The organism is Streptomyces sp. HUAS 15-9 (assembly GCF_025642155.1).
GTDB lineage: Bacteria > Actinomycetota > Actinomycetes > Streptomycetales > Streptomycetaceae > Streptomyces.
Genome location: NZ_CP106798.1, coordinates 3,266,982 through 3,290,859, shown reverse-complemented (window position 1 = coordinate 3,290,859; position 23,878 = coordinate 3,266,982). Strand labels below are relative to the sequence as shown.

The 23,878-nt window shown below is 71.8% G+C and carries 20 protein-coding genes and 2 pseudogenes; 9 read left to right on the top strand and 13 right to left on the bottom strand.

The window, feature by feature from the left end; translation table 11 throughout:
• Positions 1-273 precede the first annotated feature (273 nt).
• The 4 genes from N8I87_RS15020 to N8I87_RS15005 all read right to left on the bottom strand — a co-directional run bounded on the left by N8I87_RS15020 (position 274) and on the right by N8I87_RS15005 (position 5,500).
• The gene (locus N8I87_RS15020) at positions 274-1,635 is read right to left on the bottom strand and encodes an AAA domain-containing protein (RefSeq protein ID WP_263209080.1); all 1,362 of its coding nucleotides are present in this window, start codon (positions 1,633-1,635) and stop codon (positions 274-276) included.
• 184 nt (positions 1,636-1,819) lie between these two features.
• Complete coding sequence (locus tag N8I87_RS15015) at positions 1,820-3,415, bottom strand: hypothetical protein (RefSeq protein ID WP_263209078.1); 1,596 nt, start codon at positions 3,413-3,415, stop codon at positions 1,820-1,822.
• Positions 3,406-4,629: a hypothetical protein gene (locus N8I87_RS15010; RefSeq protein WP_411577228.1), complete on the bottom strand. Its 1,224-nt coding sequence runs from the start codon at positions 4,627-4,629 to the stop codon at positions 3,406-3,408. Before N8I87_RS15010 ends, N8I87_RS15015 begins: the two co-directional genes overlap by 10 nt.
• Positions 4,526-5,500, bottom strand: a complete 975-nt coding sequence (locus N8I87_RS15005; protein WP_263209076.1) for a phosphatase PAP2 family protein — start codon at positions 5,498-5,500, stop codon at positions 4,526-4,528. The genes N8I87_RS15010 and N8I87_RS15005 overlap by 104 nt, the downstream gene beginning before the upstream one ends.
• A gap of 191 nt (positions 5,501-5,691) precedes the next feature.
• On the opposite strand from N8I87_RS15005, the gene N8I87_RS15000 reads away from it, so the two are divergent.
• Positions 5,692-6,288, top strand: a complete 597-nt coding sequence (locus N8I87_RS15000; protein ID WP_263209074.1) for a histidine phosphatase family protein — start codon at positions 5,692-5,694, stop codon at positions 6,286-6,288.
• Positions 6,289-6,514: 226 nt separating this feature from the next.
• Here N8I87_RS15000 and N8I87_RS14995 read toward each other — a convergent pair.
• Positions 6,515-7,953 (bottom strand): annotated as a pseudogene (locus N8I87_RS14995) (NsdA family TPR-like regulatory protein).
• A gap of 249 nt (positions 7,954-8,202) precedes the next feature.
• On the opposite strand from N8I87_RS14995, the gene N8I87_RS14990 reads away from it, so the two are divergent.
• Together N8I87_RS14990 and N8I87_RS14985 are read left to right on the top strand one after the other, a co-directional pair.
• A complete protein-coding gene (locus N8I87_RS14990; RefSeq protein ID WP_263209072.1) occupies positions 8,203-8,622 on the top strand; it encodes a hypothetical protein in 420 nt (139 codons plus the stop codon).
• A gap of 44 nt (positions 8,623-8,666) precedes the next feature.
• The gene (locus N8I87_RS14985; RefSeq protein ID WP_263209071.1) at positions 8,667-9,536 is read left to right on the top strand and encodes a spermidine synthase; all 870 of its coding nucleotides are present in this window, start codon (positions 8,667-8,669) and stop codon (positions 9,534-9,536) included.
• Between the two features lie 49 nt (positions 9,537-9,585).
• Here N8I87_RS14985 and N8I87_RS14980 read toward each other — a convergent pair whose 3' ends face one another.
• On the bottom strand, positions 9,586-10,098 hold the full coding sequence (locus tag N8I87_RS14980; protein WP_263209069.1) for a hypothetical protein: 513 nt from the start codon (positions 10,096-10,098) through the stop codon (positions 9,586-9,588).
• Positions 10,099-10,240: 142 nt separating this feature from the next.
• On the opposite strand from N8I87_RS14980, the gene N8I87_RS14975 reads away from it, so the two are divergent.
• From N8I87_RS14975 to N8I87_RS14960, 4 genes are all read left to right on the top strand, one after another.
• Positions 10,241-10,948 (top strand): response regulator transcription factor, encoded by a 708-nt coding sequence (locus N8I87_RS14975; RefSeq protein ID WP_263209067.1) that lies wholly within the window; start codon positions 10,241-10,243, stop codon positions 10,946-10,948.
• Positions 10,945-12,348: a sensor histidine kinase gene (locus N8I87_RS14970; RefSeq protein ID WP_263209066.1), complete on the top strand. Its 1,404-nt coding sequence runs from the start codon at positions 10,945-10,947 to the stop codon at positions 12,346-12,348. The genes N8I87_RS14975 and N8I87_RS14970 overlap by 4 nt, the downstream gene beginning before the upstream one ends.
• Positions 12,349-12,457: 109 nt before the next feature.
• Complete coding sequence (locus tag N8I87_RS14965) at positions 12,458-13,924, top strand: glycoside hydrolase family 18 protein (protein WP_263209064.1); 1,467 nt, start codon at positions 12,458-12,460, stop codon at positions 13,922-13,924.
• A gap of 184 nt (positions 13,925-14,108) precedes the next feature.
• Entirely contained in the window at positions 14,109-14,999 is an 891-nt protein-coding gene (locus tag N8I87_RS14960; protein WP_263209062.1) for a hypothetical protein, read from the top strand.
• Between the two features lie 122 nt (positions 15,000-15,121).
• On the opposite strand, the gene N8I87_RS14955 is transcribed toward N8I87_RS14960, so the two are convergent.
• From N8I87_RS14955 to N8I87_RS14940, 4 genes are all read right to left on the bottom strand, one after another.
• Positions 15,122-16,555 (bottom strand): GH1 family beta-glucosidase, encoded by a 1,434-nt coding sequence (locus N8I87_RS14955; RefSeq protein ID WP_263209060.1) that lies wholly within the window; start codon positions 16,553-16,555, stop codon positions 15,122-15,124.
• Between the two features lie 147 nt (positions 16,556-16,702).
• A complete protein-coding gene (locus N8I87_RS14950; RefSeq protein WP_263209058.1) occupies positions 16,703-17,608 on the bottom strand; it encodes a carbohydrate ABC transporter permease in 906 nt (301 codons plus the stop codon).
• Positions 17,605-18,630: a carbohydrate ABC transporter permease gene (locus tag N8I87_RS14945; protein WP_263209056.1), complete on the bottom strand. Its 1,026-nt coding sequence runs from the start codon at positions 18,628-18,630 to the stop codon at positions 17,605-17,607. Before N8I87_RS14945 ends, N8I87_RS14950 begins: the two co-directional genes overlap by 4 nt.
• Complete coding sequence (locus N8I87_RS14940; RefSeq protein WP_263209054.1) at positions 18,627-19,955, bottom strand: ABC transporter substrate-binding protein; 1,329 nt, start codon at positions 19,953-19,955, stop codon at positions 18,627-18,629. The genes N8I87_RS14945 and N8I87_RS14940 overlap by 4 nt, the downstream gene beginning before the upstream one ends.
• 392 nt (positions 19,956-20,347) lie before the next feature.
• Between N8I87_RS14940 and N8I87_RS14935 the strand changes: the two genes are divergently transcribed.
• Entirely contained in the window at positions 20,348-21,403 is a 1,056-nt protein-coding gene (locus N8I87_RS14935; RefSeq protein ID WP_263209053.1) for a LacI family DNA-binding transcriptional regulator, read from the top strand.
• Positions 21,404-21,448: 45 nt separating this feature from the next.
• On the opposite strand, the gene N8I87_RS14930 is transcribed toward N8I87_RS14935, so the two are convergent.
• From N8I87_RS14930 to N8I87_RS14920, 3 genes are read right to left on the bottom strand one after another with little or no spacing between them, the layout of a single operon-like run.
• Positions 21,449-22,075, bottom strand: coding sequence for a hypothetical protein (locus tag N8I87_RS14930; RefSeq protein ID WP_263209052.1), 627 nt, complete (start codon positions 22,073-22,075; stop codon positions 21,449-21,451).
• Positions 22,076-22,105: 30 nt separating this feature from the next.
• Positions 22,106-22,798 (bottom strand): hypothetical protein, encoded by a 693-nt coding sequence (locus N8I87_RS14925; protein ID WP_263209050.1) that lies wholly within the window; start codon positions 22,796-22,798, stop codon positions 22,106-22,108.
• Entirely contained in the window at positions 22,795-23,316 is a 522-nt protein-coding gene (locus N8I87_RS14920; RefSeq protein ID WP_263209048.1) for a SigE family RNA polymerase sigma factor, read from the bottom strand. Before N8I87_RS14920 ends, N8I87_RS14925 begins: the two co-directional genes overlap by 4 nt.
• Positions 23,317-23,411: 95 nt before the next feature.
• On the opposite strand from N8I87_RS14920, the pseudogene N8I87_RS14915 reads away from it, so the two are divergent.
• Positions 23,412-23,789 (top strand): annotated as a pseudogene (locus N8I87_RS14915) (NsdA family TPR-like regulatory protein); the annotation flags it as partial.
• Positions 23,790-23,878 lie beyond the last annotated feature (89 nt).

Below are 23,878 nucleotides of genomic sequence, written 5' to 3'. Positions count from 1 at the left end.
GGCTGCATCCATTGGCCGCCTCCGGCGGCGTGCCGGACTCCGTCCGGCGGATGGGGCGGCGTCGCGCTGATCGTCTGCCTGGGCAGATGCCGGCGGTGCGGTCAGGGGCGCCACGCCACCTTGTGCTCGGCCAGGTGTGCGAGTACCGCGTGGTTCGCGTCCCAGCCATCCGGGCTGCATCCATTGGCCGCCTCCGGCGGCGTGCCGGACTCCGTCCGGCGGATGGGGCGGCGTCGCGCTGATCGTCTGCCTGGGCAGATGCCGGCGGTGCGGTCAGGGGCGCCACGCCACCTTGTGCTCGGCCAGGTGTGCGAGTACCGCGTGGTTCGCCTCCCAGCCATCCGGGAACTTCACGACCGTCCCCAGCTGGACCGGTTCCGTCGACGGGTAGTCGTCCAGGAGGTCGGTCACGCCTGCCCGGCAGACCACGACGCAGGCCTGGCGGTGCCGGGAGGCGAGGACGCACAGGCGGCCCGTCTCCAGGTGGAAGGCGGTGGCGTCGGGGCGGCCGGAGAGCGGGTGCAGGACCACCGTGACGTCGAACTCCCGGCCCTGCAGTCGGTTCGCGGTGTCGACCGTGACGTCCGGCACGCCCAACTCCGCCAGTGCCGCCCGCACCGCCGCCGCCTGGTCCCGGTGCGCCGTGCCGACCGCGATCCGGTCCGCGGCCAGGGGAGCGGGCTCGGGCGAGCGCTCCGACGTGGCCGCGCCACCCCGGTCCAGCAGCCGTCGTACGACCGTCGCCACCGCACGCACCGCCTCCGGATCGGTCCGCGGAGTGTGCCGCGCGGGCAGCTCCAGCAGGCCCCAGCCGGACTGTGCCGCCTCGTCGATCACCCGGTCCGGGCCCGAGCCGTCCGACGGGACCGCGAAGATGAGACGCCGGTCGCCGTGGTCCGTGCCGCTGCGGAACGGCGTGTAGGGGTAGAAGGCGTCCGAGACCAGCGGGGCCGCCGAGGCGGGGAGCCGCCAGGACACGGGGAGCCGGTGCTGCGGCAGCTTCGGATTGTGCGCCAGCAGCGTCGACACCGCCGAGGCCGAGGGGTCGTACGACAGCCCGGCCCACTGCTCGCTGCCCACGATCGCGAACGGGTCCAGCTGCCCCGGGTCGCCCACGAACAGCGCCCGCTCGAACAGCCCGGCCACGGCGAGCAGCGCGTCCGAGCGCATCTGGTACGCCTCGTCGACGATCGCGTGCCGCCACGGCTCGTCCACCTTGACGTGCGCCCACTTCGCGGCGGTGGACAGGATGACCGGGATGCCGGCCAGGTCCGCCGCCTTCGCCGACTTCCGTACGTTCGGCAGATCGTCCAGCGCCTTGTCGTACGGATCGGCGTCGCTGCTGTGCAGGCGCCCCACCGGCAGCTCGGGGCTCTTCTCGGCGAGCCGCACGACCAGGTCGTCGACCTGGGCATTCGTCTGCGCGACCACCATCAGCGGGCGCCCCGCGTCGGCGAGTTCGAGCGCAGCCCGGACGACGAGCGTGGACTTGCCGGCGCCGGGCGGCGAGTCCACGACCACGCCCCGGTCGATGCCGTGCAGGGTGTCGTGGAGGATCGCTGCGGTGGCCTGCGCGGCGGCTGTACCGGGGTCGAACACCACTCCCTGAACCAGGCCCGTCACTGATTGTGCCATTCGAGTGACGGATGGTAGTGTCGCCATGTGCTGAGCGAGAACCAAGCTGGCACAGCAACCTCCGATCTCTGGGGAAACCGGGCTGGTTCCAACCCGGCTGGTGCTGATCGCAGAAGACTCGGTCGCTCGCTGAGCGATTGAGCGCCGTGAGCCAGGAATCCTCCTCGTTCGCGAGGGGGAGGGTTCAAAGGACGTCCTCCTCGGTCACGGGGTCGGCGAATTCGGGCACGGCGGCCGCCTCGCCCGGCGGCCCGCCGTGCGTCCACGGTGTCTGCTCCGGGTCGGGCAGCTTGGCGCCGCCGCGCTGCTCGTGCTCGAACAGCGTGAAGCAGAGCCGGTCGCCCTTCTCCGGCACCGATCCCTCCTCCGGCTCCTTGCCGCGGCCCATCTTGTCGACGATCCGCAGCACCACCAGCCCCTCGCCCTCGTGTCCGACGAACTCGGCAGCCTGCGGCTTCCCGCCCAGCGAGCGGTACACCTTCGCCCGCTCCCCGAGATACGGCCGGTCGTCCGTGCGGACCGTGACCAGCGGGCGCGGACTGGGCCGCTTGCCCTCGCTGTACGCCATGACCACATCGACCACCTCGCCCGCGAACGCCTCCCCGGACAGCCGGCGCCCAGCCATCACCAGCGAGTCGTCCAGCGCCTCCTGGGCCTCCAGGCGGGCCTGCTCGCGCTCGCGCGTGGCGAGCTTGTTGGCGGCCGTCACCGCGTCGTCGCGGCGCGGCTGCGGGGGCTCCCCGGCGACGACGCGGTCGCGGTGACCGGTGAACGACCAACGGTCGCGGGTCCACCGCTCCTCGACGTGCCCGCCCTCCGGAAGCGCCCGCAGCAGGTCGATGCCGCGCCACACCGCGTCCCAGGTGGGCCGGGTACGGCTCTCCACCAGCGCCCGGATCTCCCGCTCGGCGGCGGTGAGCGCGCCGAGCCGGTCGTCGGCCTGCAGGCCGTCCTCGGCGGCGGCGAGGGCGACACGCGCGCGGTCGTAGCGTTCGAAGGCGGGGGCGAGCAGCTTGTTGTCGAACGCCGGGTCCGTGGCCGGGCCCGCGGGCGGGCACAGCAGCTGGTCGTCGGCGTCCCGCGCATGCCCCGCGCGCAGGGCCGCCTCGGCGCCGCTCTCGCCCTCGGGCGGGTCGATCCAGGCCAGCAGCGCGCCCAGGTGCTGGTCCTCCAGGCCGGACTGCCCGGTCGCCCAGTGCCGGGCCAGCACGTCCGTCGCGGCCAGCAGCAGCGAGGAGCCGGGCACCCGGGCCCGCTCCCCGAAATGCGTCAGCCACCGCCCGAGCAGCGGCACCCGGGGCGGCGCGGGATACGGGGCCTCGGGCTCCTGCTCGGCGGTGCGCCGGAACCGCATGGAGCGGCCCAGCAGCCGTACGAAGTCGACGCCCGCGCGGCCCGGGACGATCAACTGCGGGGCGTCCGCGCACAGTTCGACCTCGACCTTGACCCGCTTGCCGGTCTCCGGGTCGGTCTCGGTGCGCTCGGCGGCCTCGACCGTGTCGGCGTGGTCGTCGATGTACGGCAGGACGACGTCGGCCAGTTCGGCGAGGAACGCGAAGCGCAGGTCGCGGTCGCGCGGCTGCGGTACGACGAGCAGGCGCGGCGCGTCCCGGTCGGTGCCGACCAGCGCCCCGAGCGGGGCACCGGCCTCACCCGCGGTGGTCAGCGGTACGAACACCAGGGGCCGGTCGGACAGATGCCGGTGCCGGACGGTGGCTGCGGGACGGGCGCGGCCGGTGCTGATGGCCTCCAGCCGGGCGAGGGTGGCGATCAGGGACAAGGGGCCACCTCCTGGCCGGTCCGGGCGCCGGGCAGCGCCGCCTGACCGGCGCCCGCCAGTGCCTCGGCCCGCAGGGTGGCCGCCCTGCGCAGTGCCGCGACGGCCGGGTCGTTGGGGTCGCCGCTCTCGCCGCGGGCCGCGGACAGGACCTCGTCGACCGTGGTCAGGCCGCCCAGTTCGGCGCGGACCGGGCGGCCCAGAGTGGTCACGGCGCCGGCCGCGCGGGAGCGTTCCCGGCAGTGGAAGGCCAGTTCGCAGGCGGCCAGGCACTCGGGTGCGTACGTCGCCGGGACCGCGTCGACCGCGGCCGTGAGCTCCTCGGCCGGCAGGCCGGGGGCGAAGCAGGTGCCCTCGGGCAGCGTGTCGGCGATGTCCTGGATGCCGGTGAGCCGGGTCAGCTGGCGGGCGGTGACCGCGCGCTGTTTGCGCACGTCGACGGCGGAGGCGGTAGCGAGGTTGGAGAAGTCCTTCGGGCAGACCAGCAGGATCCGGTGGCGCACGCGCGGGGCGGGCTGCAGGCGCGCGGCGACCTCCTCCAGCGCCAGTACGTACACCGCGGCCTGCCGCGCCGCCGCGCCGACCTTCGCCGGGTCCGCCGAACCGTCCAGCAGCGGGAAGGACTTGATCTCCACGACCGTCCAGCTGCCGTCCGGGTGCACGACCACCGCGTCCGGCTCCAGGAAGGCGAAGGAGCCCGCGACGTCGAGGGCGAGCATGGGGTGGTCGAGCAGCGTCCAGCTGCCGCGCGCCTCGGTGGCCTCGCGCAGCGCCAGCGCCGTACGCGCGGTGCGCCCCTCGGGGCCGATGGCGGACAGGTCCGGCACGGCGGCCTCGTGCGGGGGTTCGGCGCCCGGGTCCAGCCGGGTGTGCGCCAGCCGCATCAGCTCCGCGCCGCCGTCGGCCTTCACCCGCGCCTCGAAGGCGTTGCCCCGGGTGAGGGCGAACTGTGACTGGCCGAAGGCGGACGGCGCGCCCAGCGCGCTCGCCAGCGCCACCTTGTCCACTCCGGCGCCGTCGAGGATCGCGCGCCGTCGGCACCCCGGGTTCGCGGCGAGCGCCGCGAGGGCGCGCGCGTCCAGTGCCTTGGCCGCTACGTCCGGTCCGCGCAGCTCAGCGAGCCGCTGCCGCAGCGCCGTCCCCCGCGTCGGTGGAAGAGGCGTCCGGCTCGGTCGCGGATCCGATCCGCTCCTCGCGCTGCCGTGGAATTCGCTCACCCGCGGAAGTCTGGCATCCGCCACTGACAATCGAGGAACCTGCGCCGACAATCGAGGAGCCCGAGCCGCCGGAGAGTGCCGTGACGACCGGGGTGCGCGAGGACAGCCGGGCCCGGAGCAGGTCCACGGCGCGCATCACATACGGCGCGAGCAGCAGGCCGACGCCCATCACGGCGATGCCCGCGACCGCGTCGAGGGAGTAGTGGTTGGCGGTGCCCATGACCACGATCGCGGTCAGCAGCGGGTAGGCGACGCCGAAGGCCTTCGCCGCGCGTGTGCCGCCGTGACGCCACAGCATCACACCGCACCACAGGGCCCAGCCCACGTGCAGGCTCGGCATGGCCGCGTACTGGTTCGTCATGCCGCCCATGCCCCGCGGGGCGCTGGCCTCGCCGCCCCACCAGCCGTACGAGCTGTACTGGGCCATCGTGTCGACGAAGCCGTGGCCCGACGCGAGGAGCCGGGGCGGGCAGGTCGGCAGCAGCGTGAAGCCGATCAGACCGATGAACGTGGACGTCATCAGCCAGGTGCGGGCGGCGCGGTAGAACTGCGTGCGCTTGCGGAACAGCCAGACCAGGATCACGGGCGTGACCAGGTAGTGCAGCGACGCGTACCAGAAGTCGGCCGGTACGCCGAGCCATGCCTCGCGGGTGAACAGCCGGTTGAGCGGGTGCTCGGCGTTGAGGTACAGGGCCTTCTCGATGCGCAGGATCGCCAGGCCGTGGTCCACGGCGCCGGAGACGTCGCCCCGGGCCAGCAGACGGCCGGCCGAGTAGCAGCCGTACACCAGGAGGATCAGCGGCAGCTCGGTCCACCAGCGCAGCCGTGTCCTCGGGGACACCTCGGTGCCCGGTGTCTCGGTCTGCGGCATCCGATCGCCCTCCCCCTTCTTGTTCCGCGGCGCCCGGTGGGCCGACCGTGACACTTTACGGTGTACGCGCTCGCCCGTCGTGGGGTGCTCCAGCCCTCAAAGACGCAGAGATCGCCCACCGGGTTGCCCCCGCACAGGGTGCGCGATGATGGAGGGGTTCCGCCTCCGATTTCCGCCCGGAAAGGTCACCCATGGCACCGCGCATCCTGCTGGCCAGGCACGGACAGACCGAGTGGTCGCTGTCCGGCAAGCACACCGGCAGGACCGATGTGCCCCTCCTGGACGAGGGGCGGCGGGGTGCCAAGCTCCTCGGCGAGCGGCTGCACCGGGCGCCGTTCGACGGCCTGCCCGGCGTCGAGGTGCGCACCAGCCCGCTGGCACGCGCGCGTGAGACGTGCGAACTCGCCGGGTTCGGCGGGCGCGCAGAGGTCTGGGACACGCTCATGGAGTGGGACTACGGCGCCTACGAGGGCATGACCCCCGAGGACATCCAGGCCGTCCGGCCCGGCTGGCTGATCTGGCGCGACGGTGTCCCCGAGGGCGAGACCCTCGCCGAGGTGACCGCGCGGGCGGACGAGGTGGTCGCCTGGGCCCGCTCCGCCGACCGCGACGTCCTGGTCTTCGCCCACGGGCACATCCTGCGCTCCATAGGCGCGAGATGGCTGGGCCTGCCCCTCGACTTCGCGGCCCGCATCCGCCTCAACCCCACGTCCCTGTCGATACTGGGCTGGGCCTACGGAGCCCCGGCCCTCGAAACCTGGAACGACCTGGGCCACATGACCGCATAGCCCAGCGCGGCCACCCCCGCCTGCCCCGCGCCCAAGTGGCGACCGGCCGCCGTCTCCCGGCCGGTCGTGCTCGCCGTGCCCCGCACCGACCGTCTGCTGTCCGCGGAGCCGGCCGGCCGTGCGGCCTCTGCCGCCGGAGTGCGTCAACACCGGCCGTCGCACGCCGAAGCGACTCCCCGTCCGGCAGAGCCGCCCGCCATGACCCCCGGCGGCCAGCCGCCCCGCTTCACACCGAACGTGGCAGCGAGGTGTGTTTGTCCAGGAACTCCGACACCCCCGACGCGCGTCGGTGCGGCAGCAGGACCCGGGCCGTGCCCGCGAGCATTGTCTGGATGCGGGAGGACTGGACCTGGTCCAGGAGGTCGAGGACCTGCATACCGGCCAGTGCCGCCTCGTCGGGGCGGCCCCCCCGCGCGAGGTCGTCGGCGAGTTCGGCGGTGTACAGGGCGATGTTCCGGGTGAAGTGGGGGTCCTGGAGCTGCGCGGCACGGTGGGCGTGCCGGGCGGCGCGCGGCCAGTCGCCCAGTGTCGACCAGCACTGCGCTTCCAGTCCCTCCAGTTCGGCCTCTCCGTAGAAGCTCATCCACTCGGGGTCGGCGTCCGAGTGGCCCCGCTCGTAGAGGGCCTGCGCGCGGGCCAGCGCCTGTTCGCACCCGGTGCGGTCGGCCAGCCCCGCCCAGCCGCCCGCCTCGCGCAGCGCGAGCAGTGACATCAGGCGCGCGGAGCCAAGTGACCGCCCCGCCCGCTGCGCGGCCTGCGCCGCCCGCACCGCCTCCCGGGGCCGGCCGCGTCCCGCGCGAGAAACGCCGTGTTGCAGAAGGCGTGCGCCTCCAGGGCGTCATCGCCGATCATCCGGGCGGTCGCCAGTGCCTCCGCGTAGTGCGAGCGCGCGTCGTCGAAGCGCCCGGAGTCGTGCGCCAGCCAGCCCACCGAGATGGCGAGTTCACCGGCGCCGGAGTGCAGCCGGTCGGCGGTCGTCTGCCGGGTCGTACCGGCGTCCAGCAGCTCGTACGCGGCGCGCAGCGGAGCCGCCGCGCGCCGGTAGAGGCCGTCCGCGCCGTGCCGGTCGTCGAGCAGCCGGATTCTGCGTACGGCCTCCTCGAGGGCTGCCGCCTCCCCGGACCCGGCGCGGCGGCTCGGCCGGTCGGCGGCCACAGCGTCGATGGTGAGCCCGAACGGGCCCAGCGCGGCGGCCACCGTGGCGCCCCCGCCGGTCATGAATGCGCGACGTAGCACGTCGCTCTCCTCGTGGTTCTCGTGCGTGACGTACGGGTCCTGCGTGTCATACGGCTCGTGGCCCCCGCGCGTCTCACTCGTGGCGAACACCGGGAGCGTGACGCGTGAGGGGGGCTCGTCCTCGGCCGGACGCGCCCCTCGTCCACGGACGGACGAGCGGGGCGCGAAGCCGAGGTCGGCGAGGGTGCGGCCGGGGAACATGTGCAGGAACACCCGTTCGTACGCATAGTTCGGGCAGCGGATCTCGCCCGCCTCGACCCGGCCGATGTAACGAGCATCACAGCTGACCCGCTCGCCGATCTCACGGGCGGCCCGCCGCACCAGAGCCGCGAACTCGGCGGGTGACCGCCGGCCGCGCAGCTGCCGGAAGGCGAGATTCGGCCGTGGTGGCCGCTCGGGCTGTGACGAGGTCACGGTTGACGACGCCATGGCCGGGTCCTCTCGTGCGAACCGTCGAACCGCGCCGGATACGGGGCGAAACGGGCTGAGTCGCCCGTCCGACACCCTGGCTCCGGCGGCAAGAACGTACCTGCTGTGTCCGGTCCGCCACGCAGTGTTTAGCTACAAACCGGATATCTCATCCACGATCTGCCATGAACTGCCATCCTTTGCGGCTGACTTGTGCCGTAGCCGTTGACGCCGTGCCGCGTTGGGCCTCATGGACTGCAAGCGGGCTGCGTGGTGGAGGCCGGGATGGAGACCAGCCAGAGCAACGATCCTTGTACGCACGACGATCCGTGTACGCCGCGGGAACCGGCGTGCGACCTCGTGACGGTGCCGGCCAGACAAGGGCTGGAGGCGGTCGACATCCTGCGGCGGGGGACCGGGGAGGCGGTGGGGCCCGTACTGCACGACGACGGGTGCGACACGCTCGGCTTCCTCGTGCCGCCGGGGACCGCGGCCGCGTGGGACGTCCCCGGGAGCACGTGCACCGAGACCGACGGCCGCGGACTGAGCCTGAATCCCGAGCCCCCGCTGGAGGGTTCGGACTGGCTGCTGCCCCCCGGCGAGGCCGAGCTCGCGACGGATCCGGTGGAGCTGCGAAGAGCCCTCGGGGAAGCGGCGCGACTGATCGAGGCCGCGGACAGCTGCCGCTGAGGCTCCGCGCGGCAGGCCCCTTCGCCACCTGCGAAAATGGTGCAGTGGGCAAGTCCAGGAACCAGCGTCGCAGGTCGGCCGCCGCCGAGGCCGTCACGGAGACCGTCGACGGAGGGCTCGCGCAGCTCATACCCGATCCCGACCGGAGCCGGGCCTGGACCCTGCTGATAGACGGCGCCCCGCAGTCGCACGTCGACCTCGACGACCCTTCCTATCTCTTCTTCGAGTACCAGCGGCGGCTCGGACACGTCATCGACCTGGTCGCCCCGCCCGGCAGACCCGTGCACGCCGTGCACCTCGGCGGAGGCGCCTTCACCCTCGCCCGGTATGTCGCCGCCACCCGCCCCCGCTCCACCCAGCAGGTCGTCGAGCGCGACGCGAGCCTCGTCCAACTGGTCCGCCGAGAGCTCCCGTTGGATCCCGGTGCCCGGATCCGGGTGCGCTCGGTGGACGCCCGCGAGGGCTTGGCCAAGGTGCCGGACGGCTGGGCGGACCTGGTCATAGCCGATGTGTTCAGCGCGGCCCGCACCCCCGCCCACCTCACCTCGACCGAGTTCCTCGACGAGGTCCGCCGCGCACTGAACCCCACCGGCGTCTACGCCGCCAACCTCGCCGACGGACCGCCGCTCGCCCATCTGCGCGGCCAGATCGCCACCGCGGCCGCCCGGTTCACCGAACTCGCCCTGGTCGCCGACCCGGCCGTGCTGCGCGGCAAGCGGTTCGGCAACGCGGTCCTCGTCGCCTCCGACCGCCCGCTGCCGCTCGCCGAACTGACCCGCCGGGCCGCCTCGGACCCGCACCCCGGCCGGGTCGAACACGGCCGACAGCTCACCGACTTCACCGGCGGCGCCGTACCTGTGACGGACGAGGCGGCCGTGGCCTCCCCGGCCCCACCGCCCTCCGTGTTCCGCTGACCCTGTGGCGGCGCCGGCTTGTCCGGTGGCGCCACCGATGGCGGTGCCGTCAGTAGGTGTTCACTTCCACCCGCGGCGGCCCGTCGTGCCAGGTGCAGAACACCGACACGCGGTCCGCGCCACTGCTGTACTCCACCCGGATCCAGGTCTCCGTCTTCCACACCTGCATCGACCAGCCGGTGGCCGGCGTCGCCGACACCAGCGTCGCGTAGGCCCTGCCCAGGTCGAAGACGGCCCGCCCACCGGGGGTGTCATAGCTTTTGACCTCACCGGAGGCGGTGGGGGAGGCGGGGGCGTTCGTCGCCGGCTTCCGCGAGGGCGACGGCGAGCCGGACGCGGACGGCTTGTCCGAGGGTGACGCGGAAGCGGCGGGCGGCCGGGACGTCGCGGACCCCAGCGGCTTCGAGCCCTGCGTCGTCGCGTCCGCCGCCGTGATGGGCAGGGCGCGCGGCGGGTCGTACGCGGTGCCCGCCATCACCGTGTGGACGCCCCACCACGACAGCGTGACCGCCGCGCCCGTGGCGAGCGACCAAGCCAGTACGTGTACGAGTCCTCTGTGCATCGTCGGCCATACTGCCTCAGGCGCCCCATGGTGCGCATCCGGTCGGAGCCGACCCGAGTCGACCCGTGTCGCCCCGAGTTATCCACAGGCGGTTGTCCACAGGGCCGGACCTGTGCCGCTCCCATGGCGTACGGTGCGGCGCATGGCAAGTGTGCTCGTGGTCGAGGACGACCAGTTCGTACGCTCGGCGCTCATCCGGCATCTGACCGACGCCTCGCACACCGTGCGCAGCGTCGGTACGGCACTGGAGGCGCTGCGCGAGGTCGCCCATTTCCATTTCGACGTGGTCATCCTGGACCTCGGACTGCCCGATCTGGACGGCTCCGAGGCCCTGAAGATGCTGCGCGGCATCACCGACGTGCCGGTCATCATCGCCACCGCCCGGGACGACGAGACGGAGGTCGTCCGGCTGCTGAACGCCGGGGCGGACGACTATCTCACCAAGCCGTTCTCCGTCGAGCACCTGTCGGCGCGCATCGCCGCCGTCCTGCGCCGCGCCCGCGCGTCCGCGGCCGACGTCCCGCCGTCGGCCGTCATCCGCGTCGGCGGCCTGAGCGTCGACCCGCTGCGCCGCCAGGCCGAACTCGACGGCATCCGGCTCGATCTGACCCGCCGCGAGTTCGACCTCCTCGCCTTCCTGGCCGGCCGCCCTGGAGTCGTCGTCCCGCGCAAGGAACTGCTCGCCGAGGTCTGGCAGCAGTCCTACGGCGACGACCAGACCATCGACGTCCATCTGTCCTGGCTGCGGCGGAAGCTGGGCGAGACGGCGGCGCGGCCGCGCTATCTGCACACCCTGCGCGGTGTCGGCGTGAAGCTGGAGCCACCCGGGGAAGCGGAGCCGGCGCGATGAGATGGGCACTGGTCAAGGTCTGTCTGGCGGTCACCACGATGGTCGTGGTCGCCTTCGCCGTACCGCTCGGGCTCGTCATCAAGGAGATGGCCCGGGACCGCGCCTTCTCCAACGCCGAGCGGGAGGCCGCGGCGGTCGCTCCCGCGCTGTCCATCACCACCGACCGCGACAAGCTGGAGCGGGTGGTCGCCTCGGCGGGCGCCGACTCCGGGATGGCGGTGCACATACCGGCCGTGGACACGGCGGCCGCCGTCGACATCGGCCGGCAGCGAGCCGCGAACCGGGACATCTCGACCGTGCGCCGGCTGGGCCGCGCCTCCACCACCGAGGTGCCGGGCGGCTCCACGCTGCTCCAGCCGGTCGCGCTGAGCTCCGGCGCGATCGCCGTCGTCGAGGTGTACGTCCCCGAGTCCGAGGTCAGCAATGGCGTCGGCACGGCCTGGGCGGTCCTTGCCGGGGTCGGCATCGCGCTGATCGTCGGCTCGGTCGCGGTCGCCGACCGGCTGGGTGTGCGTATGGTGCAGCCCGCGCAGCGGCTGGTCGAGAGCGCGCACGAGCTGGGGGAGGGGAAGCTCGGGGCGCGGGTGCCGGAGGAGGGGCCGAACGAACTGCGGCTGGCGGCGGTGGCGTTCAACTCCATGGCCGACCAGGTCGTACAACTCCTGGCGAACGAGCGTGAGCTGGCGGCGGACCTGTCCCACCGTCTGCGCACGCCGCTCACCGTCCTGCGGCTGAACACGGCCTCGCTCGGCGAGGGACCAGCCGCGGAGCAGACCCGGGCCGCCGTCGCCCAGCTGGAGCGCGAGGTCGACACGATCATCCGTACGGCACGGGAGGCCAAGCCGCAGACCGCCGCGGCCGGGCCCGGTGCCGGGTGCGACGCGGCCGAAGTGGTCCGGGAGCGGATGGGGTTCTGGTCTGCGCTCGCCGAGGACGAGGGCCGCAAGTGGCGGGTGGCCGGGGTCGAGCGGCCGGTGCGGATACCCGTGGCCCGCGCCGACCTGGCCGCCGCGCTCGACGCGCTGCTCGGCAACGTCTTCCGGCACACCACGGAGGGCACGGCCTTCGCGGTGGACGTGCACAACGGCGAGGACGCGGTGATCGTGCTGGTCTCGGACGCGGGTCCCGGCATACCCGACCCCGAGGCGGCGATGGCCCGCGGCCGCGGCTCCGGCACCGACGGCTCGACCGGCCTCGGCCTGGACATCGTGCGCCGGCTCGCCGAGTCGACGGGCGGGGACGTGCGGATCGGCTCGTCCGTCCTCGGTGGCACCGAGGTGCGCATCTGGATCCAGCTGGGCGGGCGCGAACCGGTGCGCAGGGGACACCGGGGGGCCGTGCGCCGCCGCCGTTCCGGCAAATTGGTCTCTACCTTTAACCGGTCCCGATCCCTTCCTTAAGCGCACCCTAAGATCCCCAACCGCCGTCCCTATCAGGCTGTTTGTCCGATTCCCTACCGCTAGCGTCTGCCGCACCTCACCCCACGGAACAGTGAAGGCAGGCACGAGGATGAGCATCCACCGGCGCAGGATCAGTGGCAGGAACAAGGCGATCGGCGGTCTGGTGGCCGCGGCCGTGGTCGGCGGCGGAGCGGTCATGTTCAGCGGCATCGCGCAGGCCGCGGGTGTCGGTGCCGCGTACACCAAGACCAGCGACTGGTCGACGGGATACACCGCGCAGTACGTCGTCACGAACAACAGCGGCCAGACGGAGAAGAGCTGGACGCTGGAGTTCGACCTGCCGGCCGGCGCGAAGCTCAGCTCGCTGTGGAACGGCGAGTCGAGCGTGAGCGGGCAGCACGTCACCGTGAAGCCCCCCAAGTGGGACACGGACGGCCTGGCGCCCGGCAAGTCGGTCACCGTCGGCTTCGTGGTCAACGGCACCGGCGACCCGAGCGGCTGCCGTATCGACAACGCGAAGTGCTCCGCCGACGACACGGCGACGCCCGAACCCAGCGGCCGCCCGACGCAGTCGGCAACCCCCACCCCGACCCCCACGCACAGCACAACCCCCACCCCCACCCCCACCTCGACTCCGACGGCCACCGCCTCCCCGTCCCAGAGCACCGGCACCGGCACCACCACCTCCGCCGGCTTCGCCCCCTACGTCGACACCTCCCTCTACCCGGCCTTCGACCTGCTGGCGAGCGCCAACGAAACCGGCGTGAAGAACTACAACCTCGCCTTCATCACGGACGGCGGCGGCTGCACGCCCAAGTGGGGCGGGGTCACGGATCTGGCGAGCGACGGCGTCGCCAACCAGATCGGTGCCCTGCGCGCCAAGGGCGGCGACGTCCGCGTCTCCTTCGGCGGCGCCTCCGGCTCCGAACTGGCGACGACCTGCTCCTCGGCGGACGCGCTGGCGACGGCGTACGGCAAGGCCGTGGACGCGTACAAGCTCACCAAGGTCGACTTCGACGTGGAGGGCGGCGCACTGCCCAACACGACGGCGAACACCCAGCGCGCCAAGGCGATAGCGAAGCTCCAGGCGCAGCACCCGAACCTGGACGTCTCCTTCACCCTCCCGGTGATGCCCGAGGGCCTGACCCAGGACGGCGTGAACCTCCTGTCCAACGCCAAGTCCAACGGCGTGAAGATCAGCACGGTCAACATCATGGCGATGGACTACGGCCCCGCCTACAGCGGTGACATGGGCACCTACGCCGAACAGGCCGCCACCGCCACCCAGGCCCAGGTCAAGAGCGTGCTGGGGCTGTCCGACAGCGCGGCCTGGAAGACGGTCGCCGTGACCCCGATGATCGGCGTCAACGACGTCTCCTCCGAGATCTTCAAGGTCGACGACGCCACCCAACTGGTCAACTTCGCCAAGTCCAAGGGCATCGGCTGGCTGTCGATGTGGTCGGCGACCCGCGACAAGCAGTGCGCAGGCGGCACCAAGCCCACCGCGGACGCGACCTGCAGCTCCATCACCCAGGACAAGTCCGCCTTCTCGAAGGCGTTCGGGGCGATCGGCTGACGGACAGTCCACAGCTTCATCGGGATCCTCAAGAAGGGGCCGGAACGACACCGTTCCGGCCCCTGGCCATCCTCGACGAAGCCGCAGGGCTGCCTTGGCATAGGCCATTGGCACACTCACCCATTTGACTGAACCCACCCGGCAACGGTCACTGCGACGCGGTCATCCGCCTACGTTCAGTCACATGGTCAGTTCAGCGCACGAGGCGATGCACCAGATCTTCCGGGAGGATCCAGGCCTGTTGGCCCGAGCCCTCCCCAGGGCGGGCATCCCCTTCCCCGAGCCCACGGCGATCCAGCCCCTGGACACGGATCTCACCGAGATCCGACCGCTGGCGCGCCGTGTGGACACCCTCTTCCGGGTCGACACGGCCGATGACGGCGGCTTCCTGCTCGCCATCGAGTCCCAGGGCAAGCCGGACCCGGACAAGCTGAGCAGTTGGACGTACTACTTGGCGCACCTGTACGCCAAGTACCAACTGCCTCCGGTCCTGCTGGTGGTCTGCCGGGACAAGGCCACCGCGTCCTGGGCGGCGGAACCCGTCCGGGTCGGCCCGCCCGTCCACACCAGCATGGTGGTCTTCCCGCTCGTCCTGGGCCCGGGCAACGTTCCCGCGGTCACCGACCCGGACGAGGCAGCCGATGACCTCGCCCTCGCCGTCTTCTCCGCGCTCGCTCACGCCAAGGATCCGGGCCTTCCTGCGATACTGGACGCGCTGGCTGCGGCAGTGAACGACACCGGCGGCGAGACCGCGCAGGGTTGGGCGGAATTCACCGAACTCGGCCTGGGCGAAACCCCGGCCCGTCAACTGTGGAGGAACCTGATGACCGCATACACCTCACGTTTCCCCGGCCGCGGCACGCTCATCGAGGAAACCCTCATGGAGGGCCTCGTGGCGGGGCGCGCGGAGAGCCGCGCCGAAGACATCCTCCGTATCCTCGACCGGCGTGGCATCGAGGTCCCCGAGGCGGTTCGGGAGCGGGTCACCGCCTGCGCCGACCTGGACATCCTGGGCACATGGTTCGACCGTGCCCTCACCGTCGTAAGTGCCGAAGAACTGTTCGCGGAGGCGTGACCGGCCGTGGCGGAGAGAAGGGCCCCGCGGAGTCGGACTGTCGGACTCCGCGGGGCCCTTGTCGCTGCTCTGTCCGAGCGGGCGCGGCACTCCCCCCGGGTGTCGCGCCCTGTTCATGGGTGTCAGGCCGTGGGCTCCAGCGGCGGCAGTGAGCCCGTTCGGGCCGCTCGGGCGTACCAGCGTGCGCTCGACTTCGGGGTCCGTGCCAGCGTCGCGTAGTCCACGTACACCGCGCCGAAGCGCTTCCCGTAGCCGTACGCCCACTCGAAGTTGTCCATCAGGGACCACAGGTAGTAGCCGCGCACGTCCGCGCCGTCCGTGATGGCGCGGCGGACCGCCGACAGATGGCCGTGCAGATAGGCGATGCGCTCGGGGTCGTGGACGCGGCCGTCCGGGTCGGGCTTGTCGTCGTAGGCCGCGCCGTTCTCGGTGACGTACAGGGGCAGGCCGGGCACCTCCCGCGAGTAGCGCATGATCAGGTCGTGCAGGCCCGTCGGGTCGATCGTCCAGCCCATCTCGGTGCGCTCGCCCGGCGTCTGGAGGAAGGCCACGTCGTCCGCGCCCGGCCAGGGGGAGTGGTCGCTCGCGCCGTGTCCGTCCGCGCGGCGGCCGGACGTGTCCGCCGACTCGATGTCGGAGACCAGCGTCGGGGTGTAGTAGTTCAGGCCCAGCGCGTCCAGCGGCTGGTTGATGGTGCGCAGGTCACCGTCGCGGACGTACGACCAGTCGGTGATCTGTGCCGTCGCCTCGAACAGCGTCCGCGGATAGGCGCCGTGCAGCATCGGGCCGTGGAAGACGCCGTTGGCCAGGTCGTCGATCTTCCGGCCGGCCGCCAGGTCCGCGGGGTCCTGGGAAAGCGTGCGCACCACCGAGGAGTTGAGGCTCACCGCGACCGAGTTACGGGCGGGCATCACCGAGCGGAGTGCCGAAGCGCCCAGCCCGTGGGCCAGATTGAGGTGGTGCGCGGCCTTCAGCGCGGCCGCCGGCTCGGTACGGCCCGGGGCGTGCACACCCGAGCCGTACCCCAGGAAGGCGCTGCACCACGGCTCGTTGAGCGTGATCCACTGCTCCACCCGGTCGCCGAGCGCCTCACCGACGATCTGCGCGTACTCGGCGAAGCGGTGAGCCGTGTCCCGCTCCGGCCAGCCGCCCGCCTCCTCCAGCTCCTGCGGCAGGTCCCAGTGGTAGAGGGTGATCGCGGGCCGGATGCCATGGGCGAGCAGCTCGTCCACCAGACGCCGGTAGAAGTCCAGGCCCACCTGCACCGCCGGCCCCCGGCCCGTCGGCTGCACCCGCGACCAGGAGATGGAGAACCGGTACGCGGTCAGGCCCAGCTCCGCCATCAGCGCCACGTCGTCGCGGTAGCGGTGGTAGTGGTCGACAGCGATGTCACCGGTCTCACCGGCGGCGGTCCTGCCCGGCGTATGACTGAAGGTGTCCCAGATCGAGGGCGTGCGGCCGTCCTCCCGCACCGCCCCCTCGATCTGGTACGCGGAGGTCGCGGCGCCCCAGAGGAAGGCGGGAGGAAAGGTCACGGAGGTAATGGGCTCAGACATGGAAGCGCTCCCATAGGAGGTCGTGGAGACCGAGGGGTCGTGGAGACCGACGGGTGGGTAGGGAGGGGGTGAGAGGGGGGCCGGGGCGGCGGTGGCCCGGCACCCCTCCCGGGCCCCCCGGGGCCTTCGGCGTGGGGCGGGCGGGGCTCAGCCCTTGATCGCGCCCTGCATGATCCCGCCCACGATCTGCTTGCCGAACAGGAGGAAGGCGATGAGCAGCGGCAGGGTGCCGAGCAGCGCGCCCGCCATGATGACCGCCTGGTCCGGGACATAGCCGGTACCGAGCGAGTTGAGCGCGACCTGCACGGTCGGGTTCTGCTGGTTCAGGGCGATGATCGGCCACAGGAAGTCGTTCCAGGCGAACACGAAGGTCAGCAGGCCGAGTACGGCCATCGCCGGCCGTGCCGCGGGGAACACGACGTGCCACACGATCCGGATGCTGCTGGCCCCGTCCACCCGGGCCGCCTCGATCAGCTCGGACGGCAGCGCCTGCACCAGGTACTGCCGCATGAAGAACGTGCCGAACGCGGTCACCAGGCTCGGCAGGATCACCGTCTGCAACTGGTTCGACCACCCCAGGTCCGACATCCACAGATACAGCGGTACGACGGCCAGCTGCGGCGGGATCATCATCGTGCCGATGGTCAGCAGCAACAGGAAGCCCGAGAACCGGAACCGCAGCTTGGCGAAGGCGAAGCCGGCGAGCGTGGAGAACAGCACCGTGGAGACGGTGATCGCGCCCGCGACGAGCGTGGAGTTGAACATCGCGGTGCCGAGCCCCGCCTGGTCCCAGGCGGCCTGGAGGTTCTTGAACAGATTGCCGCCGAACCACAACGGCGGCGGCGTCTCGGCCAGCCTGCGGTCGGTGCGCGAGGCGGCCACCGCCGTCCACACCAGCGGCGCCAGCGAGACGAGCGCGAACACGACCAGCACGACATAGGTGACCGGACCGGCGTGCAGCTGCTTGCCCGCGCCCATCACCCTGCGGCGCCCGGGCCTGCGGTCGGAGGTGCCCTTCGCCGCCTGCGGAATCGTCAGTTCACTGGTCGTCATTGGGTCTTCCTCAGACGTCGGGTGAGCACCAGATTGATCACGGCGATGATCAGCAGGATCAGGAACATCGACCAGGCGATCGCGGACGCCTTGCCGAGGTTGCCGATGATCCAGCCCTGGTCGTACATGTACAGGCCGAGCGTCTGGTACTGGTGCTCGGAGCCGCCCTTCGAACCGCTGACCCCGCCGAACAGCAGCGGCTCACCGAAGAGCTGGGTCGCGCCGATGGTGGAGACGACCACGGTGAACAGGATCGTCGGCCGCAGCTGCGGGACGGTGACGTGCCGGAACTGCTGCCAGCGGTTGGCGCCGTCGATCGCCGCCGACTCGTACAGGTCGGTCGGGATCGCCTGCATCGCCGCCAGATAGATCAGCGCGTTGTAGCCGGTCCACCGCCAGATCACGATCGAGGACACCGCGAACTGCGAACCCCAGTCCGACTCACGCCAGTTGACCGGATCGACCCCGAAGAAGTGCAGCACCCAGTTGACCATGCCGCCGTCCCAGGAGTACAGCAGCGTGAAGACCAGGGTCGCCGCGGCCACCGAGGTGGCGTACGGGGTGAGCATCACGACCCGCCACACGGTCGAGCCGCGCAGCTTGTAGTTGAGCAGATGCGCCAGCCAGATCGCCGCGAGCAGCTGCGGCACCGTGGAGATCAGGCCGATGGAGAAGGTGTTCTGCAGGGCGTTCCAGAAGAAGTCCGAGGACAACAGGTTCTTGTAGTTGTCCAGGCCCGCCCAGGTCTGGTGGTCCAGCGAGGACAGCTGCACGTCGTGCAGCGAGTACCAGGCCGTGTACAGCAGCGGGACCAGCGAGAAGGCCCCGAAGAGGACGAAGAAGGGGGCGACGAACGCGTACGGCGACGCCTTCATGTCCCAGCGGTACAGCCGGCTGCGCCAGGAGTCGGCGCCCGCCGGCCCACCGCGACCGTGAGCGCCCCGGGCCGCGCCCGGCTGGGAGCCGGACGCGGCGTCGGCGCTCGACGCGGGCTGCGCGAGAGCCTGCTTGGGGCTGGTCACTGGCCGAGCACGTCCTTGATCTCCTTGGTGGCGGCGTTCCAGCCCTGGGCCGGGGACTTGCCCTTCTGCTCCACCTGGAGGATGCCGACGTCCGTCAGCGCGGTGTTGATCGGCTGGTCCTTGATGCCGAAGTACTGGACCGGGATGGTCTTGGCCGAGTCGGCGAAGATCTGCGTGATCGGCGCGTCGGAGAAGTACGAGGTCGTGTCCGCGGCCGGCTTCAGGCCGGCGTACGCCGACGGCGTCGACGGGAAGCTGGCCTGCTTGGCGAAGACCTTGGCCTGCTGCTCGGGCGCGGTCAGCCACTTGGCCAGGGCGATGGCCTCCTTCTGGTGCTTGCCCGCCGTCGGCACGCCGAGGAAGGAGCCGCCCCAGTTGGCCGCGGTCGGCGCGGCCGCCACGTCCCAGTTGCCCTTGCCGGAGTCACCGGACTTCTGCTCGATGTAGCCGATCATCCAGGCCGGGCAGGCCACCGTGGCGAAGGTGCCGTTGGCGTAGCCCTGGTCCCACGGCTTGTCGAACTGCTTCAGCTTGGCCGACATGTCGCTGGTCGCCACGGTCATCGCGGCGTCCCAGGCCTTCTTCACGCCGTCGGACTTGTCCCAGATGACGTTGCCGTCCTTGTCGTAGTACCGCTCGCTGCCGCCGCCGAGGGCCGCGTTGTAGACCGAGGAGGCGGAGTCCACGAATTTGGTGCCCTTGGGCGCCTTCTTCATGTACTCCTTGCCCAGGTCGACGTACTTGGCCCAGTCGCCCTTCCACTGCGCGGCGAGCTTGGTCCGGTCCGTCTCCAGCCCGGCCTTCTTGAACAGGTCCTTGCGGTAGCAGATCGCCATCGGACCGACGTCCGTGCCCAGGCCGATCGTCTTGCCGTCCTTGGTGGTGGCCTGGGCCAGCTTCCAGTCCAGCCACTGTGACTTGTCGACCTCCTTGCCGAGGTCCACGAACTTGTTCGCCTGCGTCTGCACGGCCTCGGTGATGTTGCCGACCTCGATCGCCTGGATGTCGTCGGTGCCGGAGCCGGCCTGCAGCCGGGTCAGCACCTTCGGCCAGTACACATCGGTACGGGTGGTGACGTTCTCCTTGATGCTGATGTCCGGGTGGAGCTTCATGTACTCGTCGTAGAGGCCGGCCTGCTTGTAGCCGAAGACGCCGAAGGTCCCGATGGTCAGTGTGGTCTTGCCCTTGCCACTGCCGTTGCCGCCGTCCGAATTGGACGAGCCGTCGTCCGAGTCGTTGGCGCAGCCGGTCAGCAGTCCCGTGGCCAGCGCGGCGACGGCCGCGAAGGCCACCAGCCTGTGGGACCGGCGGGTACTCGTGCGCATTGCGTCCTCCTGTTGCCTGACGTGCCGACCCCCCGGCCAACTGCACTGGTTGGGCCCGTTCATACTCGCTGCGGCTCGGGCGGGGAACGTGCGGGATGTGTATGTGTCAGGTACTGTGGGAGCGCTCCCACAAGTGATGAGTTGAAGAGTCGCCGGTCCGAGGCGGGGTGTCAAGGGAGCGGACGAGGAGCGCTGTGTTCAGTTATCGGGCTGTTAGCTAACTTCGGTTGGCGCCCGAAGGGCAGACGAGGTCAGGACAATTCGGCGCGCGCAGTGTCCGCGGGGGAGGCTGCCGCGGTCGGCGCGGGGCCCGAGCCCGGCGGCGGTCACCCCGGCGCACGGGACTGTTAGATTCCAGGCCAGCGACATGAACGTCGAGGGAGGCGGGGCCCATGGCAAGCCACGGAACACGGGGGCGCAGCGGTGGTCGGCCCACCCTCGAAGAGGTCGCCGCCCGCGCCGGTGTCGGCCGCGGCACGGTCTCCCGGGTGATCAACGGCTCGCCCCGGGTCAGCGAGGCCACCCGCGCGGCCGTCGAGGCGGCGGTCGAGGAGCTCGGATACGTCCCGAACACCGCGGCCCGCGCCCTGGCCGCCAACCGTACGGACGCGATCGCCCTGGTCGTCCCCGAGCCGGAGACCCGGTTCTTCGCGGAGCCGTACTTCTCGGACATGCTGCGCGGTGTCGGCGCCGAACTGGCCGACACCGAGATGCAGTTGCTGCTGATCTTCGCCGGCAGCGACCGGGAGCGGCAGCGGCTCGCCCAGTATCTGGCCGCGCACCGGGTGGACGGCGTGCTGTTGGTCTCGGTCCACGCGGACGACCCGCTCCCGGATCTGCTGTCCCAGCTGGAGATCCCGGCGGTGATCAGCGGCCCCCGCTCGGCGAAGGAGACGCTGACCTCGGTGGACTCGGACAACTACGGCGGCGGCCGCTCGGCCGTCGAGCATCTGCTCGCCGGCGGCCGCCGTACGATCGCCCACATCACCGGCCGCCTGGACGTGTACGGCGCCCAGCGGCGCGTGGACGGCTACCGTGACGCCCTGCGCGACGCGGGCCACACGGTCGACGAGCGGCTCATCGAGCCCGGCGACTTCACCGAGGAGGGCGGCCGCCGTGCGATGACGAAGCTCCTTGAGCGCGCCCCCGGCCTGGACGCGGTCTTCGCCGGCTCGGACGTGACGGCGGCCGGCGCCCGCCAGGTGCTGCGCGAGACGGGCCGCCGCATCCCCGAGGACGTGGCCCTGGTCGGTTACGACGACTCGGCGATCGCCCGCCACATGGACCCGCCCCTCACCAGCGTCCGCCAGCCCATCGTGGAAATGGGCCGCGCGATGCTCAACCTGCTCCTGACCGACATCGCGGACCGCCGCCCCGCCGCGTCCCGCGGGCTGGAGCGCCGGCACCTGGTACTGCCGACGGAACTGGTGACGCGTACGTCGTCATAGGAGGGCACCCGCCCGCACAAACGAATCAGCCGGTGACTGTCGCGTTCACTGGTTCTTCGTGGAGATGTCGCGGGTGGCTTCGAGGAGGGGCAGCGGGTGGACACCGTCTGTCGGCGTGGCGTCGGAGGGTTCTCCCTGCGACTGGACCGACATGACGACGACGACCTGGTAGTCGCCGGGGTGCTTGTCCACGTCGGACCATGTGGTGCCGGGGCAGAGGCTGTCGAGCGTCAGGGGCTTGACGTAGGGGCGCTTGCCGACGGGGTACAGGAGGGCCGACGCGTTGACCGGACCGGTGTCGGCGGCGGGCTTCTGGCGGCCGGCGATGACGCCGTGCTTGAGCAGGAGGGCCGTGGGCGGGACATCGACGATCGGCAGGAGGAGTGCCTCTGTCCGGTCGCTGGAGGTGATCTTGTACGTGGTCCGCAGCGTGGCGCCTTGGCGCCGCAGGGACGCGACGGTCAGCTGCATGGATTCATCGGGGCCGCTGACGCGGACGGGAGGTGCGATGGTGCTGCCGCAGGGCAGGGAGCGGTCCTGGAGCTTCACCGGCGGGGTCGTGGTGGTCGGGGCGGGGTCGGCCGGATGACGGGTCACCGCGTCGGCATTCCCCCCGCATCCGGCGAGGGCGAGCAGCAGGACGGGGACGGCGGGCAGCAGGGCGCCGCGCATGGGTTCCTCCATGAGATGTCGAGAGGCCGTTCATTCGGACAGCGGGGCACGGGCGACGATCAATGAATCAGGGGCCCGGGTACCGGAGGGCACGGTCTGCTGGGCGATGAGGACGACGGCCACTTCGTAGCCGCCCTTCCACACCGAGCTCCAGGCGGTTCCCGCGCAGGGACGGCCCGGCACGGGCGCGAGCCGGGCACGGTGCGGGTGGTCGGGGGTGATGGTCACCTGGTGCGCGGTGTTCTCGGATGCCGGTCCCGAGGGATCCTGACCGGCCACGACCCGGCCGTCCTTCAGGACGAGAACCAGTGGCCCGCCGGACAGGACCGCCGGGGCGGTCGCGTGCACCGCGTAGGTGACCTGCGGGGCTCCGTCCGGGGCCGCGCGCACATCGGAGATGCGTACGGTCACGGCTCCGCGGCCGGAACTCGCCGGGATGCTCGCACCGCAGGTGTGGTCAGGGAGTCCCGGAGCCGCGCTACTCGCCGCCGAGGGCTGCCTGATCGAGGAGTCCGCCGGTGTCTTGGTCTCCGGTGTGGAGGCGGACGGCAGCGTGTTCAGCACCACCGCGGCGGCCACGGCCAGGCCCGCCCCGGCCACGGCGGTGTACCGGGCGGCTCTGCGCCGGCGCACCCGGGTCCGGACCCGCTCGGTGTCGATCTCCGGCGACGGTGTGCGGTGCGCTGCGGCCAGCAACTGTTCGCGCAGGTCCTCGGGCTTCATGTCTCCAGCCTTTCCTCCGCGACGTGATGCCGTGGTGGCCGCAGTTGGGCGCCCAGCCGGGCCATCGCGTCGCTCAGATGACGCTTGACCGTGCCTTCACCGCAGCCGAGCCGCGCCGCGATGTCCGCGGTGGACATGTCCTCGTAGTAACGGAGCACCACGCACGCCCGCTGCCTCGGCGACAGTCCCCGCATGGCGTCCATGAGGTCGATCCGGTGCATGACGTCCGTGCTGGGATCGGCGACCGACGCCGACGGCACGAGCCGTGGCAGCGCGCGGATCCAGCGGGCGCGGCGCCGGTGCTGGTCCAGGTAGCGGTTGAGCATCGTGCGGCGTACGTATGCCTCCGCCTCCCCCAGTTCCCACGCACGGCGGGGCCGGGAGAAGACCCGTACGAGTGCCTCCTGAACCAGGTCGGCGGCCTCCGCGCGATCGCCGCACAGCAGGAAGCCGTACCGGTTCAGCTCCGCGCCGCGCTCCTGCGCGAGCTCGGACAGCAGCCTCGACCATTCGGCCACATTCCCTCCGATCCCCTCACCCGGTATCACGAACAACTCCCCTGTCCGGTTGGGGGCTTGCGGCCAGGAAGTTCGATGGGCCGCCGGGGACGGTGCGGCGCGGCCCGGCATCCGCCGAGTTGCTCGCGTGGCTGGACGCCGTTGAGGCCGGGTGCGAGACGCGCTGCGGACACACCAGGACAGCACTGCACCTGGTCGGGCACGCCGAAGGCGTACTCGAAGCCGGAACCGAGCACCCGTCACCGGAATGGCTCGACTGGTTCAGCCCCGTGCGCCTGGCCGCCTTCACGGGCAACACTCAGCTCAAGGCCGGGCACCTGCCGCAGGCCCGCACCACCCTCCTCGACGTGCTCGACAGGCTGGAGCCCAGCGAGGAGAAGCAGACCACCGTCATCCTCGGCGACCTCGCCGCCGTCGAGGCCGCGGCCGGCAACCCTGAGTCGGCATGCCAGTACGCGATCCGTGCCCTCGACTCGCGCTGACGGCCTCGCGGTCGCCGCGGCGGCGGACCGCCCGGCGGATCCGGGCCCGGAGCGGGCGGCGTGCTGTCTATCCTCATCGG

Bases quoted from the DNA above. Each gene is read 5' to 3' on its own strand.
- N8I87_RS15020 (WP_263209080.1), bottom strand. From the start codon at position 1,635: ATGGCACAATCAGTGACGGGCCTGGTTCAGGGAGTGGTGTTCGACCCC.
- N8I87_RS15005 (WP_263209076.1), bottom strand. From the start codon at position 5,500: ATGCCGCAGACCGAGACACCGGGCACCGAGGTGTCCCCGAGGACACGG.
- N8I87_RS15000 (WP_263209074.1), top strand. From the start codon at position 5,692: ATGGCACCGCGCATCCTGCTGGCCAGGCACGGACAGACCGAGTGGTCG.
- N8I87_RS14980 (WP_263209069.1), bottom strand. From the start codon at position 10,098: ATGCACAGAGGACTCGTACACGTACTGGCTTGGTCGCTCGCCACGGGC.
- N8I87_RS14975 (WP_263209067.1), top strand. From the start codon at position 10,241: ATGGCAAGTGTGCTCGTGGTCGAGGACGACCAGTTCGTACGCTCGGCG.
- N8I87_RS14970 (WP_263209066.1), top strand. From the start codon at position 10,945: ATGAGATGGGCACTGGTCAAGGTCTGTCTGGCGGTCACCACGATGGTC.
- N8I87_RS14965 (WP_263209064.1), top strand. From the start codon at position 12,458: ATGAGCATCCACCGGCGCAGGATCAGTGGCAGGAACAAGGCGATCGGC.
- N8I87_RS14960 (WP_263209062.1), top strand. From the start codon at position 14,109: ATGGTCAGTTCAGCGCACGAGGCGATGCACCAGATCTTCCGGGAGGAT.
- N8I87_RS14955 (WP_263209060.1), bottom strand. From the start codon at position 16,555: ATGTCTGAGCCCATTACCTCCGTGACCTTTCCTCCCGCCTTCCTCTGG.
- N8I87_RS14950 (WP_263209058.1), bottom strand. From the start codon at position 17,608: ATGACGACCAGTGAACTGACGATTCCGCAGGCGGCGAAGGGCACCTCC.
- N8I87_RS14940 (WP_263209054.1), bottom strand. From the start codon at position 19,955: ATGCGCACGAGTACCCGCCGGTCCCACAGGCTGGTGGCCTTCGCGGCC.
- N8I87_RS14935 (WP_263209053.1), top strand. From the start codon at position 20,348: ATGGCAAGCCACGGAACACGGGGGCGCAGCGGTGGTCGGCCCACCCTC.
- N8I87_RS14930 (WP_263209052.1), bottom strand. From the start codon at position 22,075: ATGCGCGGCGCCCTGCTGCCCGCCGTCCCCGTCCTGCTGCTCGCCCTC.
- N8I87_RS14925 (WP_263209050.1), bottom strand. From the start codon at position 22,798: ATGAAGCCCGAGGACCTGCGCGAACAGTTGCTGGCCGCAGCGCACCGC.